We start from the raw sequence: 15106 nt of genomic DNA, 5'->3' as shown, positions 1-15106 counted from the left end.
CCGTTTTCCGGCACCCACGACATAGAGAGCGGCAGGCGCGTTTTCAATGTCGCCGGCACGCATGGCTCGGCCGCGCCCGGCTCACGCGCGCGCCGCGCAGGCCGCGGTCGGGCTTGCCGCCATGGCGCCGGCCTCACAAGGGGGAAGGGGGCGGGCGAAGTGGTAGCCCTGCCCCAGGGTGCAGCCGTGGGTGCGCAGCCACTCGGCCTCCTCGGCGCGCTCCACCCCCTCCGCCACCGTGGCGAGGCCGAGGGCGGAGGCAAGCCCCAGCATGGAGGAGACGATCTTGCGGCAGTGGGCATCCTCCAGCAGCCGGCAGGTGAAGGAGCGGTCGATCTTGATCTTGTCGAGGGGCAGCTCCTGCAGGTGGCGCAGGCTGGAGAAGCCGGTGCCGAAATCGTCCAGCGACATGCGCATGCCCGCCTCCCGCAGCGCCGACATGGTGCGCCGCGCGGTTTCGAAATCCTGGAGCAGGGCGGTCTCGGTGATCTCCAGCTCGATGCGGCGGGGCGGCACCCCCATGCGCGAGAGCAGGCTCAGGATGGTGGCGGGCAGGTCGCGGTCCAGCAGCTGCGGCGGGGAGAGGTTCACCGCGACGGTGATGTCGTCCGGCCAGTCGCGGGAATCGGCGCAGGCCCGCTCCAGCATCGCCGCCAGCAGCCGGCCCACGAGGCCCGCGTCCTCCACGATGGGAATGAACTGCGGCGCGCCGAGCAGGCCGCGGGTGGGATGGCGCCAGCGCGCCAGGGCCTCGAACCCGCGCGGGCGGCCGTGCGCAAGGTCCACCAGCGGCTGGTAGAGCGCCACGATCTCCCCGCGTTCCATGCCCGCGCGCAGCTCGGCTTCGGTGTCGAGCCGGGCGCGGCGGTGGGCGTCGAGGGTGCCGTCGTAGAGGGAATAGCGGTTCTTGCCGTTGCCCTTGGCCTGCGCGAGGGCGGTTTCCGCCCGCCGCAGCAGGCCGCTCTGCTCGTCGCCGTCGCGCGGATACTTGGCGATGCCGATGGAGACGGACACCGCCAGCGGCCCGTTCGGCGCGGCGATCGGCTCGCGGGCCGCCTTCAGGATACGCTCCGCGCGGCGGAACAGGTCCTGAGTGCCTTCGCTCTCCAGCGGGTAGAGCAGGATGAATTCGTCGGCGCCGAGCCGGGCGAGCGCTTCCTGCCCGCGCAGCGGCGCGGACAGCCGCTCGGCGAGGGCGATGAGCACGGCATCGCCGGCGGCGTAGCCATGGGCGTCGTTCACCTGCTGGAAGGCATCGACATCGATGATGAGCACCGCCAGCCGGGTCTGGGTGGCGCGCGCCCGCGCCAGGGCCGCGGCGAAGTCCTCCAGGAACAGGGCGCGGTTGGCGATGCCGGTCAGCCCGTCATAGCGGGACGCGGCCTGGGCGAGCGCCTCGGCGCGCCGGCGCTGGGAGATCTCCGCCTGGAGCTGGTGCTCGTGCACCGCCAGCATGGCGATGGAGGTCAGGGCCGCGGTGACCACCAGGGCGAAGAGGTCGCCCAGGTGCCAGCTGGCATGGGTGGCCGAGAGGCGATAGGCGTAGCCGAGGGCGTCGAGGTACCTGAGGCCGAAAAAAAGAACGACCGCGCACAGCCCGATGGCAGCGTAGGCCTTCCAATATCCCCGCTTCAGGTCGGGCGGCGCAGCTCGCGACGACATCTTCCGGTTCCGCCTCCGACCTCGGCTTTCCCCGGAATCATACCAGTCCGGGAGGAGCTGAACAGAGGACGAGCGTCTTATCCCGCGGCCTGTGCACGGCTGAGCGCCCGCTGCGGGGCGCCCGGCGGGCGCTCAGCCGGTGATGCGCTCGATCTGCGCGCCGCAGCGCGAGAGCTTGGCTTCCAGCTTCTCGAAGCCGCGGTCCAGGTGGTAGACGCGCTGCACCAGCGTCTCGCCCTCGGCCGCGAGGCCGGCGATGACGAGGGAGACCGAGGCACGCAGGTCGGTGGCCATCACCGGCGCGCCGGTGAGGCGCTCGGCACCCTCGATGGTGGCGGTGTCGCCGTCGAGCTGGATGCGGGCGCCGAGCCGCGCCAGCTCCTGCACATGCATGAAGCGGTTCTCGAAGATGGTCTCGGTGATGCGCGAGCGGCCCTTCGCCTTGGTCATCAGGGCCATGAGCTGGGCCTGGAGATCGGTGGGGAAGCCGGGGTAGGGGGCGGTGCTCACCTCCACCGGCAGGATGCCGGCGCCGTTGCGGCGCACGCGCAGCCCCTCGTTGGTGACGTCGATCTCGGCGCCCGCCGCGCGCAGCACGTCGAGCGCGTTTTCGAGCAGGTCGGCCCGCGCGCCGGCGAGCAGCACGTCGCCGCCCACCATGGCGGTGGCCATGGCGTAGGTGCCGGTCTCGATGCGGTCGGGCAGCACCGCGTGGCGCGCGCCGCGCAGGCGCTGCGTGCCCTGCACATGAATGGTGGCGGTGCCGGCGCCGGAGATGCGCGCGCCCATCTTCACCAGGCAGTCGGCGAGGTCGGTCACTTCAGGCTCGCGGGCGGCGTTCTCGATGACCGTCTCGCCCTCGGCCAGGGCGGCGGCCATGAGCGCGGTGTGGGTGGCGCCCACCGAAACCTTGGGGAACACGATGCGGGCGCCCTTCAGCCCCTTCGGGGCGCGGGCCACCACGTAGCCGCCGTCGATCTCGAGGTCGGCGCCCAGCGCCTTCAGCGCATCCAGGTGGAAATCCACCGGCCGGGTGCCGATGGCGCAGCCGCCCGGCAGCGACACCTTCGCGACGCCCATGCGGGCGACCAGCGGCCCCAGCACCCAGAACGAGGCGCGCATGCGCGAGACGAGATCGTAGGGCGCGGTGGTGTCGACGATCACGCGGGCGTCGATTTCCAGCGTCTGGCCGGCATCGGGGTCGTCGCCGTTGCGCTTGCCGTTGGTGGTGATGTCCACCCCGTGGTTGCCCAGGATGCGCTGCAGCAGCGCCACGTCCGCGAGGCGCGGCACGTTCTCCAGGATCAGCTTCTCCTCGGTGAGGAGGCTCGCGATCATCAGCGGGAGGGCCGCGTTCTTGGCGCCGGAGATCGGAATGGTGCCCTGGAGCGCGTTGCCGCCGACGATGCGAATCTTGTCCATGCTGGTCCTGTTCCCCGGCGCCGCGCGGGCCTGCCCGCAGCGCTTTCAAATGTCTAGATCTAGCGTGCCTTCCCGCCCGGCACAATCGCCGCCGCGCCCGGCTCGCCCGCGATACCACCTTCGCGTGCAGCCGTGCCGTCCGGGCCGGGCGCGTCGGCGCCCTCGGCCTCCGCCGTGCGGCGGGCGCGGGTCTGGGCCTTGCGGCGCGCGAGGTTGGCCTTGAGCGCGGCGGCGAGGCGGGCGGTCTTTTCCGGCGGCTGCGACATGGCGGGCGAGTTAGCCGCCCCTTGCGGCGGATGCAAGGCAGGCCGGCGCCCAATGCCGGCTTCGAGCGGTTCCAGATGTTCCGCACGGGCACGCGGCGCGGTGTCATTTGCCGCGCGCTGTGCCATAGTCCCCCGCCGAGGAGACATGCGGGGCACACGCCCGGGAGCCAGCATGACGCGCGCCGTCGAGCCTTACGTGAAACTGTCCTCGCCGCGCATCTTCCTGGTGCGCATGGTGGTGTTCCTGGCGCTGTGCGCGGCCCTGGCGGCGGTGCTGCACCGGCAGATCGCCGCCGCCTTCCTCAACAATCCCGGGCTCAACGGCGTCATCTTCGGGGTGCTGGCGGTGGGCATCATCCTCGCCATCCGGCAGGTGGCGCGGCTGTTCCCGGAGGTGGACTGGGTGAACTCCTTCCGCCTCGCCGATCCGGGGCTGGAGGTGTCGCGCACGCCCACCCTGCTCGCGCCCATGGCGGCGCTGCTGCGCGACCGGGTGGGGCGCATGACCATCACCCAGACCACCATGCGCTCCATCCTCGATTCCATCGGCACGCGGCTCGACGAGAGCCGCGACATGGCGCGCTACCTCACCGGCCTGCTGGTGTTCCTGGGCCTGCTCGGCACCTTCTGGGGCCTTCTGGAGACGGTCTCCTCCATCGGCCGGGTCATCAGCTCGCTGCAGGTGGGGCCGGATTCGGGCTCGGTGTTCGAGGACATGAAGACCGGGCTGGCCGCGCCGCTGGGTGGCATGGGCATCGCCTTCTCGTCGTCGCTGTTCGGCCTCGCCGGCTCGCTGGTGCTGGGCTTCCTCGATCTGCAGGCCGGGCAGGCGCAGAACCGCTTCTATATCGACCTGGAGGACTGGCTCTCCACCACCGTGCGCGACCTCGACATCGCGCCGGGCGCACCGGAGCGGGCCGGCGGCGCGTATGTCGCCCTGCCGGCGCCGCGCATCGAGGCGGATGAGCTCGTCGCCGCCATCGACCGGCTGGAGAAGACCATGTCGGAGGCCGGCTCCCAGCGGGTCACCGCCGCCATGTCCCACCTCGCCGAGAGCCTGCAGGGGCTGGTGACGCACCTGCGCTCGGAGCAGGCGCTCATCCGCCAGCTGCTCGACACCCAGGGACGCCAGCAGGAAAACCTGCGCCATCTGGTGGAGCGGCTGGAGAAGACCGGCCCCGGCCCCGAGCGGAGGTGAGCCATGGCCCTCGGCCGGCGCGGGCGCGACCGCCACATCGACTATTGGCCCGGCTTCGTCGATGCGCTTTCGACGCTGCTGCTGGTGTTCATCTTCCTTCTGTCCGTCTTCATGCTCACCCAGTTCTTCCTGACCCAGGAAATGACGGGCAAGGATAACGTGCTCCAGCGCCTCCAGGCGCAGATCCGCCAGCTCACGGAGCTGCTCTCCCTGGAGCGCGCCAGCGGCCAGAACAACGAGACCGAGCTTGCCGCCGTGCGCGCCTCCCTGGAGGCGACGAAGGCCGAGCGCGACGGCCTGCGCGGCCAGCTTTCCGCCGTGCCGGCCGCGCCCGACGGCAGCCGCGAGCAATCCCTCGCGCGTGACCTCGACGCGCAGAAGGATGTCGCCACCCGCGCCCTCTCGCAGATCGACCTGCTCAACCAGCAGATCGCCGCCCTGCGCCGGCAGATGGCGGCGCTGGAGGAGGCGCTGAACGCCACCGAGCAGAAGGACAAGGAAAGCCAGTCCCGGATCGCCGATCTCGGCCGCCGGCTGAACGTGGCGCTCGCCCAGAGGGTGCAGGAGCTGACCCGCTTCCGCTCCGAATTCTTCGGCCGCCTCAAGGACATATTGGGCAACCGGCCGGACATCCGGGTGGTGGGCGATCGCTTCGTGTTCCAGTCCGAGGTGTTCTTCGATCCCGGCTCCGCCACCCTGAAGCCCGAGGCCCAGGCCGAGCTGGACAAGCTCGCCTCCGCCATCCTGGACCTGGAGAAGGAGATCCCGACGGATATCGACTGGGCCCTGCGCATCGACGGGCACACCGACAACCGGCCCATCGCCACCTCCCAATTCCCCTCCAACTGGGAGCTTTCGGCGGCGCGCGCCATCGCGGTGGTGCAGTATCTGGTGGGCAAGGGGGTGAGCCCGCAGCACCTGATCGCCGCCGGCTTCGGGGAGTTCCAGCCCATCGACACCGGCACGACCGACGAAGCCCGCGCCCGCAACCGCCGCATCGAGCTGAAGCTGACGGACCGGTGAGGGGGGCGGAGGGGCACGGAAGGTGCGCCCGCGGGCTTGACGGCCGGCCCGCCCTCGGGCCAGATGCCGGAGCGTCGGCTTGTTCCGGCGCCGTAAGCGTCCGACGTCAGGCAACGCATCCAACCCGGTCTCGCGGCCGGCCGGATGCGATATGCCTCCGGACCTGCCCGGACCATCCAGCAGGGATGGCCCTATGCCTTCCAATTCCTCTTCTTCGTTCCGCGCGGGGCGACGCCGCTTGCCGGCGCGCTACGCCGGTTTCGTGATGCCCCTGGTGCTTTCGGTGCTGATGACCCTGGTGGTCTCCGCCGTCGCCACTGCCCACGGCTTCGGCCTCACCGCAGATTTCCTCGCCGTCTGGCCGGGGGCGTGGGGGCTCTCCTGGCTGGTGGCCTTTCCCACCCTGCTCCTGGTGCTGCCGCTCGTGCGGCGCATCGTGGCGCTGGTGGTGGAGGTGCCCGGCCGGTGAGCCAAAAGAAAAGGCGGCCCTGGGGCCGCCTTCGTCCGTCTCGTCATGGCGCGCCCGCGGCGCTCAATTGTCCAGGAACGACCGCAGCTTGCGGCTCCGGCTCGGGTGCTTGAGCTTGCGCAGGGCCTTGGCCTCGATCTGGCGGATGCGCTCGCGCGTCACCGAGAACTGCTGGCCCACTTCCTCAAGGGTGTGGTCGGTGTTCATGCCGATGCCGAAGCGCATGCGCAGCACGCGTTCCTCGCGCGGGGTGAGGGAGGCGAGCACGCGGGTGGTCGTCTCGCGCAGGTTGGACTGGATGGCGGCGTCGATGGGCAGCACCGCGTTCTTGTCCTCGATGAAGTCGCCCAGGTGCGAATCTTCCTCGTCGCCGATGGGCGTTTCGAGGGAGATGGGCTCCTTGGCGATCTTCAGCACCTTGCGCACCTTCTCCAGCGGCATGCCGAGCTTCTCGGCCAGCTCCTCCGGGGTCGGCTCGCGGCCGATCTCGTGGAGCATCTGGCGCGAGGTGCGGACGATCTTGTTGATCGTCTCGATCATGTGCACGGGGATGCGGATGGTGCGGGCCTGGTCCGCGATGGAGCGGGTGATGGCCTGCCGGATCCACCACGTGGCATAGGTGGAGAACTTGTAGCCGCGCCGGTACTCGAACTTGTCCACGGCCTTCATGAGGCCGATGTTGCCCTCCTGGATGAGATCCAGGAACTGCAGGCCGCGGTTCGTGTACTTCTTGGCGATGGAGATGACGAGGCGCAGGTTCGCCTCCACCATTTCCTTCTTCGCCTGGCGGGCTTCCTTCTCGCCCTTCTGCACCATCTGCACGATCTTGCGGAATTCCGCGATCTCCAGCCCCGTCTCGGTGGCCAGAGCGTGGATGTCGCCGCGCAGATCCTTGATGCCGTCCTTCTCGTGGGCCACGAAGCCCTTCCAGCCCCGCGAGCCGAGCTTGGAGACGCGCAGCACCCACTTGGGGTCGAGCTCGGAGCCCAGGTAGTTCTTCAGGAAGTCGTCGCGCGAGACGCCGTAGCTCTCGGCAAGGCGCAGCAGGCGGCCCTCAAGCGACACGAGCCGCTTGTTGATCTCGTAGAGGTGCTCCACCAGGGCGTCGATGCGCGCCTGGTTGAGGGAGAGGCTCTTCACGTCGAGGACGAGGTCTTCCTTGAGCTTCTTGGCCTTGCGCTCCTGCGCCGGCGAGAGGCTCTCGTTCTTGAGCTTCGATTCGACGTTCTGGTCCTGCAGGCGGCGCAGCTTGACGTAGGAGCCGGCGATGCGGTCGAAGGTCTCCAGCACCTTCGGCTTGATCTCCGCCTCCATGGCCGCGAGCGACATGGAATTCTCCATGTCGTCCTCGTCCCCCTCCGGAATGGGGGGCTCGCCCAGGATGCCGTCTTCCCCAGCCTCGGGGGCAAGGGCGGCTTCCTCGCCCAGGGCGGCCGGCGGGTTCTTGCCCTCGGGGCCGGCATAGGTGGCCTCGAGGTCGATGATGTCCCGCAGCAGGACCTTGCCTTCCACCAGCTCGTCGCGCCAGATGATGATGGCCTGGAAGGTGAGGGGGCTCTCGCACAGGCCGGCGATCATGGCCTCGCGGCCGGCCTCGATGCGCTTGGCGATGGCGATCTCGCCCTCGCGCGAGAGCAGCTCCACCGAGCCCATCTCGCGAAGGTACATCCTTACCGGATCATCGGTGCGCTCGGCGGGCTCCGATTTGGCCTCGGAGCGGGCAAGGGCGCGCGGGGCCGGCTCGGCCAGCTCGCCGCCTTCGGCCTCCTCGGGCTCCTCGGCGGTTTCGCCTTCCTCGCCGTTCTCCTCGGCCTCGGCCTCCTCGGCCTCGATCACGTTGATGCCCATGTCGTTGAGCATCGCGAGGGTGTCCTCGATCTGCTCGGAGGTGACCTCCTCGGAGGGCATCACCTCGTTGAGCTGCTCGTAGGTCACGTAGCCCCGGCGCTTGGCGTTCTTGATCATCTTCCGGACGGCCGCGTCCGAGAGGTCGAGCAACGGCCCGTCGGGGGCGTCGGTCTCCTTCTCGGGCGCGTCGGTCGTCTCGGCAGATTGCTTCGCCATGGACATCTCCTGATGATCTCGCCGATCTTCAACGGCGAAACGGCGACGCGGCCCTCCGGCCCCGCCGCCTGTCGTACTCGGCTCCGGTCGCGCCCCTTTTGGACGCGTCCCCGTTAAGCCCGCCTGAACGGCGGCCCATCCCGCAGGACGGTATTCCGCACCACCCGAGGCCGCCGGGCCGAAATCCTGCGCCCCTTTGGCCGCCCTTTGCGCGGGGCCGCCTTCTACACCGGGCGTGCCGACCTGCGGCCCGACAGCGCGCCGAAACCTTCCACCAGCGCCTCCATCCCCTCCGCCGTGGAGAGGCGCTCGCGCACGTCGCGCAGCCAAGCGAAATTCGCCTCGCTCGGGTCATCCCCGAAGGACCGCTCGGCCTCTTTCAATTCCCTAGATAGCGCGTGAGCCTTGCGATGCAAGGCCGTCCGCTGCTGCCACCAGAGCCGCGCATCCTCTTTTGCGGTATCAGCGTAGGCTGGCCAGTCCATTTGTGGGTTGGCGAGGCTCCGGACCCGGCCGGAAAGGGCGTCGAGGTCGGAACTGCCGAGCCGCTCGGCGAGGGTATCCCACTGCCCGCCCTCGTTGTGCGCGCCCTCCAGGTGGGCGGCGATGAGGGCCTGTCGCAGGCGGTCCGCCTCCGGGTTGGCGAAGGGCAGGTCGGCCACGTCCTCCGCCGCCTCGTCCAGCAGGAACGGGTGGTTGATGAGGCAGAACAGCAGCAGAGCCTCGTTGCGCGGCAGCGCCGCCAGTGGCCCGCGCACCAGCGCCGTGCGGGCGATTTCCCCGCCCACGGAGCCGAAGCCGGTCTCCCGCCCGCGCCCGGCGCCCCGCTCGGCCCCGCGCCCGCCGGCGCGGCCCGCGCCCCAGCCGCCACCTTGCCAGCCGCTTCCCTGCCGGCCATTTGCCTGCCAGCCGCCGGACCGGCCATCGCGTCCGCCGCCGCGTCCGCCCGCGGGGGCGAGCAGCGCGCGCAGGCGCTCGTTCATCTCCTGGCGGTAGTGCTTGCGCACGGTCTCGTCGGTGATGACGTTCACGATCTCGTGGAGCCGCGCTTCCAGCGCCGCGCGGCGCTCGGGCGTGTCGAGGGCGGCGGCCTCGCTCTCCCGCGTCCAGAGCTCCGCCGCCAGCGGGCGGGCGCCGGCCAGCACCTGCTCCATGGCCTCGCGCCCCGAGCGGCGGATGAGGTCGTCCGGGTCCTGGCCTTCCGGCAGGGTGGCGAAGGACAGGGAGCGCCCGGCCTTGAGGTGCGGCAGGGCGATATCCATGGCGCGGCGGGCGGCGCGCAGGCCCGCCTTGTCGCCGTCGAACAGCAGCAGCGGCTCCTCCGACATGCGCCAGAGCAGCTGGAGCTGGTCCTCGGTGAGGGCGGTGCCGAGGGGCGCCACGGTGCCGCCGAAGCCCGCCTCCACCATGGCGATCACGTCCACATAGCCTTCCACCACGATCACCCGCGCGCCCTTGTGGGCGCTCGCGCGGGCCTCGAAGCCGTTGTAGAGCAGGCCGCCCTTGTGGAAGAGCACGGTTTCCGGCGAGTTCAGGTACTTGGCCGGGACATCCTTCTCCAGCGCCCGCCCGCCGAAGGCCACCACCCGGCCCTTCAGGTCGGTGATGGGAAACATCACCCGGTCGCGGAAGCGGTCGTAGGGGACGGGAATGTCCTCACCCGAAATGAGGAGGCCGCATTCCACCATGGCCTCCACCGGCACGCCCTGCCGGCCCAGCGCCTCCTTCAGGTGGAAGCGCTCGCCGGCGGAATAGCCCAGGTGGAAGCGCTGCTGGGTGGCGGGGCCGAGCTCGCGGTCCGCGAGGTAGCCGCGGGCCTTTGCGCCCAGGCGCGATTGCAGCGTCTCTTCAAAATGCCGGGCGGCGAGCGCCATCACCTCATAGAGCGAGCGGCGGCGCTCCTCCTTGGCGGCGGCCTCGGGCGTCACCTCCGGCAGCGGCAGCCCGGCCATGGACGCGAGCCGCTCCACCGCCTCGCCGAAGGGCAGCCCTTCCGTCTCCATCAGGAAATCGAACACGTCGCCGTGCTTGCCGGAGGAGAAGCAGTGGTAGAAGCCCTTCTGGTCGTTCACGAAAAAGGAGGGCGTCTTCTCCGCGTTGAAGGGTGAGAGGCCGGCGAACTCACGCCCCTGCTTCTTCAGCTTGACGCGCCGGCCCACCACCTCCGACACCGGCAGGCGGGCGCGGATCTCATCGAGGAAGGCGGGGGAAAAGCGCATGCGCGAATCAATTCAGTCAGGAACAGGGCAGGGGGCCGGAGCCTGGGCCGCCGCCCGTTAACGTCCGTCGACGAAATCGTACACCAACGGGCGACGGCCCGGCGGGCGGACTTCAGGCCATGTCCGGCGCGGCGGCGCGCACCCGCACGTCACACCCGCAATCCTCGTTATCCACAAGCGCCGATTCGGGCGGGACGATGACGAAAGGCGCACCCGCGGCGAGAGCTTTGCCGTGGACCGGGGGCTGTGCCGGCGCTAGCCTTCCCAAGGGCAACCGGGGCTTGGCCATGGATACGGTCATCAACTTTCTGAACACCATCTTCTGGGGCTATGTGCTGATCTACGGCCTCCTGGCGGTGGGCATCTATTTCACGCTTCGGCTCGGGTTCATCCAGGTGCGCCATTTTCCGGAGATGCTGCGCTCGGTGCTGCGCGCGAATACCACCGACAAGTCGGGCATCACCCCGTTCCAGGCGCTCTGCACGTCGCTCGCCTCGCGGGTGGGCACCGGCAACATCGCTGGGGTGGCGGTGGCGCTCTACCTCGGTGGGCCGGGTTCCATCTTCTGGATGTGGGTGGTGGCGACCCTGGGCATGGCCACCGCCTTCGCCGAAAGCACCCTCGCCCAGCTCTACAAGGTGAAGGACGAGAAAGGCCGCTACCGCGGCGGGCCCGCCTTCTACATCTCCAAGGGGCTGAAGGCGCCGTGGGCCGGCGCGGTGTTCTCGGTGTGCCTCATCCTGTCCTTCGGGCTCGTGTTCAATGCGGTGCAGGCCAATTCCATCGCCGATGCCATGGAGGGCGCCTTCGGCCTGCCGAAGCTCGGCACCGGCCTCGTCATCGCGGCGCTCGCGGGGGTCATCATCTTCGGCGGCATCGCGGCCATCGCCCGCACGGCGGAGCTGGTGGTGCCGTTCATGGCGGGCGCCTACGTGCTGTTCGCCCTCTATGCGCTGGTGACCAACATCACCGAGGTGCCGGCCATGCTCTACCACATCGTCGCCAGCGCCTTCGGCGTGGAGCAGGCGGCGGGGGGCGTGGCGGGCTCGGTCACCCTCGCCATGATGAACGGCGTGAAGCGCGGCCTGTTCTCCAACGAGGCGGGCATGGGCAGCGCGCCCAACATCGCCGCGGTGGCGACGCCCGACCCGCACCACCCGGTGAGCCAGGGCTTCGTGCAGTCGCTGGGCGTGTTCGTGGACACCATCGTCATCTGCACCGCCACCGCGCTGCTGATTCTGCTGGCCGACGTGATCGTGCCCGGAAACGGTGTCACCGGAACCCAGCTCACCCAGGCGGCCATGGAGGTGCATATCGGCTCGGCCGGGCGCTACTTCGTGGCCATCGCCATCTTCTTCTTCGCCTTCACCTCCATCATCGGCAACTATTCCTACGCCGAGAACGCGCTCGTCTTCCTGGGGCACGGGCATGTGGCCGGGGTGGCGGTGCTGCGCATCGCGCTGCTGGCCATGGTGGTGTGGGGGGCGCTGGAAAGCGTCACCACCGTGTTCAACACGGCGGACGCCGCCATGGGGCTGATGGCCTCCATCAACCTCGTGGCCATCCTGTTCCTGTCGGGTCTCGTGGCGCGGCTGGCGAAGGATTATCTCGACAAGCGCCGGGCCGGCGAGGAACCCATGTTCCTCGCGAGCGAGATGCCCGACCTGGCGAACGAGATCGACACGCAGATCTGGAGCCGCCGCTAGAGTGACTTCCGCTCGCACCGGCTCGCGGAGATCGCTCTCGGCCCTTGATGCCGAGCGTTTTCTTCACGCGAACCGGTGTCCAATTCGCTTGAGGATGGGCCGAAAGGCGGCATCGTCCGGCGGGGTCTGGCGTCCCCGCCGGACGCGTGGCGCGCGGCTCAGCCAGCGGTGAGGGCTTCCTTCACCCACTGGGAGGCCTTGCCGAAGTCGATGGCGCCGGCATGGCGCTCCTTCAGCACCGCCATGGTGCGGCCCATGTCCTTGATGCCCTTGGCCTCGATCTCGCCGATGACGGCGGCGATGGCGGCGCGGGTGTCCGCCTCGCACAGGGCCTGGGGCAGGAACGCCTGGATGTAGGCGATTTCCTCGCGCTCCTGGGCCGCGAGCTCGGGGCGTCCGCCCTCGTCGTAGATCCTGGCGCTTTCCTCGCGCTGCTTCACCATCTTGGCGAGCAGGGCGCGCAGCTCGTCGTCGGTCAAGGGGTCCTTGCCCTGGCCGCGCTGCTCGATGTCGCGGTCCTTCAGGGCGGCGTTGACGAGGCGCAGGGTGGACAGGCGGCGCTTGTCCTGGGCCTTCATCGCCTCTTTCAGGGCGGCGTTGATGTCGTCACGAAGCACGGGTCGGTTTCCTTGAAGAAGAGCCGGGCGCGGAACGCGGGCCGGCCTGCCGGGCGGGGCGCTCACCACCTTGCGGCGTGAGGGCGCCTGGGCCACCGGGCAGGGACAGCCGCGCGTTCACGTGAATGTTCACAGGCTCGGGCTCGAATGGTCCAGCGTCGTGTCACACATCCCGGCGATAAGGCTCCGGCATGCTCGGTTCCTGCGGATGCGCCCTCCCGAGGGGGCGCCGCAGGCAGCGCCTGGCGGCCGGGGCGGATCTCGAAGCGCCGGGCACCGGCGCACACGTTTTTTCGCGCGCGGACGCTGGAAACGCGGCGCGTGACGCTCTATCTAGGCGATCCATGACGAACGAACAAGACCAGACCCCCACCGAGCCGGTTGCCACCGGCTCCGGGCGCTCTCCCGCGGCTGACGGCTGGAGCGAGCCCGTCCCCACCGCCGTTCTCGTCCTTGCCGACGGCACGGTGCTCGAAGGCTTCGGCATCGGTGCCGAGGCCACGCTCGCCGGCGAGGTGTGCTTCAACACCGCCATGACCGGCTATGAGGAAGTCCTCACCGATCCGTCCTATTCGGGGCAGATCATCACCTTCACCTTTCCGCACATCGGCAATGTCGGCACCAACGAGGAGGACATCGAAACGGTGTCCATGGCCGCCGCGTCGGGTGTGCGGGGGGTGGTGCTGCGCACGGCCATCACCGCGCCGTCCAACTACCGCGCCACGCGTTCGCTCGATGCCTGGCTGAAGGCGCGCGGCATTCCCGGCATCACCGGCATCGACACCCGCGCCCTCACCGCGCTCATCCGCGAGGCGGGCATGCCGAACGCGGTCATCGCCCATTCGCCCAAGGGCGAGTTCGATATCCCCGCCCTCAAGGCGGAGGCGCGGGCGTGGCCGGGGCTGGTGGGCATGGATCTCGTGCCCTCCGTCACCGCCGCCCAGCGCTTCGACTGGACCGAGACCCCCTGGGAATGGCCCGCCGGCTATGGCCGCCAGGATGCCCCGCGCCACCATGTGGTGGCGGTGGACTACGGCGTGAAGCGCAACATCCTGCGCCTGCTCGCCGCCGCCGGCTGCAAGGTGACGGTGGTGCCCGCCACCACCTCGGCGGAGGATATCCTGGCGCTGAAGCCCGATGGCGTGTTCCTCTCCAACGGCCCCGGCGATCCGGCGGCCACGGGGGAATATGCGGTCCCGGTGATCCGCGATGTCATCTCGGCCGGCGTGCCCACTTTTGGCATCTGCCTCGGCCACCAGATGATCGGCCTCGCGGTGGGCGGCAAGACCGTCAAGATGCACCAGGGCCACCACGGCGCGAACCACCCCGTGAAGGACCTCACCACCGGCAAGGTGGAGATCACCTCCATGAACCACGGTTTCGCGGTGGACCGGGAGAGCCTGCCCGCCAACGCGGTGGAGACCCACGTCTCCCTGTTCGACGGCTCGAATGCCGGCATCGCCCTCTCCGACAAGCCGGTGTTCTCGGTGCAGTACCACCCGGAGGCCAGCCCCGGCCCCCAGGACAGCCACTATCTGTTCGACCGGTTCGTGGCGCTGATCGAGAAGAACAAGGCGGCCTGAGCCGCCTCCACCGCCCCGCCGCAGGACGCGCGCGGGGCGGTTTTCGCCGCCCCATCCGCGGGCGCGCGTCGCCGCCGCTGCGGCGGCCTTTCCTCCCAAAAAGAATCTCGTCCGGCCCCGCCACGGCTCCGTGCCGCGGGTGGGCGCGCGGCTGCGCTGCTTCCCGGCTGCGCTCCGATACCGCAGGCCCGTCGGTCGGCGGTATCCGGACGACGCGCGGCGGTATCATGCGCCAAAATGTCGCGCTTGCGGTTGACAGGACGATTTGTCGCGGCTCAGCATGGGTCGTCCGGCAGCCGCCGGGCGCCATCGGGGCAGGAGCCTTCGCAAGACGCCGCCACCAGCCGGCGGGGGAGGGAACGCCAGTGATCACCGTGGACGACATCCTGCGCGCCAAGCGCGACACCCGCATCATCGCCATCCGCGTCTCCGAGACGTTGGCCAAGGCCACCTTGCTGATGAAGCGTGAGAACGTCTCGTCCGTCCTGGTGATGGACGAATGCGGCTCGGAGCACGGCACTGTCATCGGCGTGTTCTCCGAGCGCGATGTGGCGCGCGCGGTGCTGGCCTACGGCGCACAGGCGCCGGGCATGCTGCTCGCCTCCTTCCTGGAGCGGGAGCCCACCTGCTGCGCGCCCACGGATTCCATCATCACCGCCCTGCGGCTCATGGATGAAAACCAGGTGCGCCATCTGCCGGTGATGGAGGATTTCGCCCTCGTCGGCGTCATCAGCGCCACCGATCTCCTGCGCCATTTCCTGCGCGAGGCGGAGGCAAAGGGCCATGCCGACGCCCTGCTGACGAGCGGGGCGCCGGAGCTGACCGTGCTGAGCTGAGACCGGGACTCGCCGGTGCGGGCGCGTGGGCTGAAGTCCCG

Annotated in this window: 12 protein-coding genes; 6 read left to right on the top strand and 6 right to left on the bottom strand. The window is 69.8% G+C overall.

Annotated features, from left to right (window positions below):
* Positions 1-81: 81 nt before the first annotated feature.
* The 3 genes from V5F75_RS19480 to V5F75_RS19470 all read right to left on the bottom strand — a co-directional run bounded on the left by V5F75_RS19480 (position 82) and on the right by V5F75_RS19470 (position 3476).
* Positions 82-1662 carry a putative bifunctional diguanylate cyclase/phosphodiesterase gene (locus V5F75_RS19480; RefSeq protein WP_394035174.1) on the bottom strand — a complete coding sequence of 527 codons (1581 nt, stop codon included), beginning with the start codon at positions 1660-1662 and terminating at the stop codon, positions 82-84.
* Between the two features lie 132 nt (positions 1663-1794).
* Positions 1795-3084, bottom strand: coding sequence for a UDP-N-acetylglucosamine 1-carboxyvinyltransferase (murA, locus tag V5F75_RS19475; RefSeq protein WP_394035173.1), 1290 nt, complete (start codon positions 3082-3084; stop codon positions 1795-1797).
* Between the two features lie 59 nt (positions 3085-3143).
* Entirely contained in the window at positions 3144-3476 is a 333-nt protein-coding gene (locus V5F75_RS19470) for a hypothetical protein (RefSeq protein WP_394035172.1), read from the bottom strand.
* A gap of 46 nt (positions 3477-3522) precedes the next feature.
* Between V5F75_RS19470 and V5F75_RS19465 the strand changes: the two genes are divergently transcribed.
* From V5F75_RS19465 to V5F75_RS19455, 3 genes are all read left to right on the top strand, one after another.
* Positions 3523-4548, top strand: a complete 1026-nt coding sequence (locus V5F75_RS19465; RefSeq protein WP_394035171.1) for a flagellar motor protein MotA — start codon at positions 3523-3525, stop codon at positions 4546-4548.
* A gap of 3 nt (positions 4549-4551) precedes the next feature.
* On the top strand, positions 4552-5571 hold the full coding sequence (locus V5F75_RS19460) for a peptidoglycan -binding protein (protein ID WP_394035170.1): 1020 nt from the start codon (positions 4552-4554) through the stop codon (positions 5569-5571).
* A gap of 193 nt (positions 5572-5764) precedes the next feature.
* Complete coding sequence (locus tag V5F75_RS19455) at positions 5765-6040, top strand: DUF2798 domain-containing protein (RefSeq protein ID WP_394035169.1); 276 nt, start codon at positions 5765-5767, stop codon at positions 6038-6040.
* 63 nt (positions 6041-6103) lie between these two features.
* On the opposite strand, the gene rpoD is transcribed toward V5F75_RS19455, so the two are convergent.
* Both rpoD and dnaG read right to left on the bottom strand, forming a co-directional pair.
* Positions 6104-8104, bottom strand: coding sequence for an RNA polymerase sigma factor RpoD (rpoD, locus tag V5F75_RS19450; protein ID WP_394035168.1), 2001 nt, complete (start codon positions 8102-8104; stop codon positions 6104-6106).
* A 224-nt stretch (positions 8105-8328) separates the two neighbouring features.
* A complete protein-coding gene (gene dnaG, locus V5F75_RS19445) occupies positions 8329-10323 on the bottom strand; it encodes a DNA primase (RefSeq protein WP_394035167.1) in 1995 nt (664 codons plus the stop codon).
* 287 nt (positions 10324-10610) lie between these two features.
* On the opposite strand from dnaG, the gene V5F75_RS19440 reads away from it, so the two are divergent.
* On the top strand, positions 10611-12029 hold the full coding sequence (locus V5F75_RS19440; protein ID WP_394035166.1) for an alanine/glycine:cation symporter family protein: 1419 nt from the start codon (positions 10611-10613) through the stop codon (positions 12027-12029).
* Between the two features lie 158 nt (positions 12030-12187).
* On the opposite strand, the gene V5F75_RS19435 is transcribed toward V5F75_RS19440, so the two are convergent.
* Entirely contained in the window at positions 12188-12646 is a 459-nt protein-coding gene (locus tag V5F75_RS19435; protein WP_394035165.1) for a GatB/YqeY domain-containing protein, read from the bottom strand.
* Positions 12647-12990: 344 nt separating this feature from the next.
* On the opposite strand from V5F75_RS19435, the gene carA reads away from it, so the two are divergent.
* Together carA and V5F75_RS19425 are read left to right on the top strand one after the other, a co-directional pair.
* On the top strand, positions 12991-14229 hold the full coding sequence (gene carA / locus V5F75_RS19430; protein ID WP_394035164.1) for a glutamine-hydrolyzing carbamoyl-phosphate synthase small subunit: 1239 nt from the start codon (positions 12991-12993) through the stop codon (positions 14227-14229).
* A 365-nt stretch (positions 14230-14594) separates the two neighbouring features.
* Complete coding sequence (locus tag V5F75_RS19425) at positions 14595-15065, top strand: CBS domain-containing protein (RefSeq protein ID WP_394035163.1); 471 nt, start codon at positions 14595-14597, stop codon at positions 15063-15065.
* The last annotated feature ends 41 nt before the right edge of the window (positions 15066-15106 follow it).

The sequence above is a fragment of the Xanthobacter albus genome (assembly GCF_043194895.2).
Lineage (GTDB): Bacteria > Pseudomonadota > Alphaproteobacteria > Rhizobiales > Xanthobacteraceae > Xanthobacter.
This window is presented reverse-complemented; position numbering and strand designations above follow the sequence as displayed.

What these genes read in the sequence shown, in the direction of transcription:
- V5F75_RS19480 (WP_394035174.1), bottom strand. Translation starts at nt 1,662, where the DNA reads ATGTCGTCGCGAGCTGCGCCGCCCGACCTGAAGCGGGGATATTGGAAG.
- murA (WP_394035173.1), bottom strand. Translation starts at nt 3,084, where the DNA reads ATGGACAAGATTCGCATCGTCGGCGGCAACGCGCTCCAGGGCACCATT.
- V5F75_RS19470 (WP_394035172.1), bottom strand. Translation starts at nt 3,476, where the DNA reads ATGGCACAGCGCGCGGCAAATGACACCGCGCCGCGTGCCCGTGCGGAA.
- V5F75_RS19465 (WP_394035171.1), top strand. Translation starts at nt 3,523, where the DNA reads ATGACGCGCGCCGTCGAGCCTTACGTGAAACTGTCCTCGCCGCGCATC.
- V5F75_RS19460 (WP_394035170.1), top strand. Translation starts at nt 4,552, where the DNA reads ATGGCCCTCGGCCGGCGCGGGCGCGACCGCCACATCGACTATTGGCCC.
- V5F75_RS19455 (WP_394035169.1), top strand. Translation starts at nt 5,765, where the DNA reads ATGCCTTCCAATTCCTCTTCTTCGTTCCGCGCGGGGCGACGCCGCTTG.
- rpoD (WP_394035168.1), bottom strand. Translation starts at nt 8,104, where the DNA reads ATGGCGAAGCAATCTGCCGAGACGACCGACGCGCCCGAGAAGGAGACC.
- dnaG (WP_394035167.1), bottom strand. Translation starts at nt 10,323, where the DNA reads ATGCGCTTTTCCCCCGCCTTCCTCGATGAGATCCGCGCCCGCCTGCCG.
- V5F75_RS19440 (WP_394035166.1), top strand. Translation starts at nt 10,611, where the DNA reads ATGGATACGGTCATCAACTTTCTGAACACCATCTTCTGGGGCTATGTG.
- carA (WP_394035164.1), top strand. Translation starts at nt 12,991, where the DNA reads ATGACGAACGAACAAGACCAGACCCCCACCGAGCCGGTTGCCACCGGC.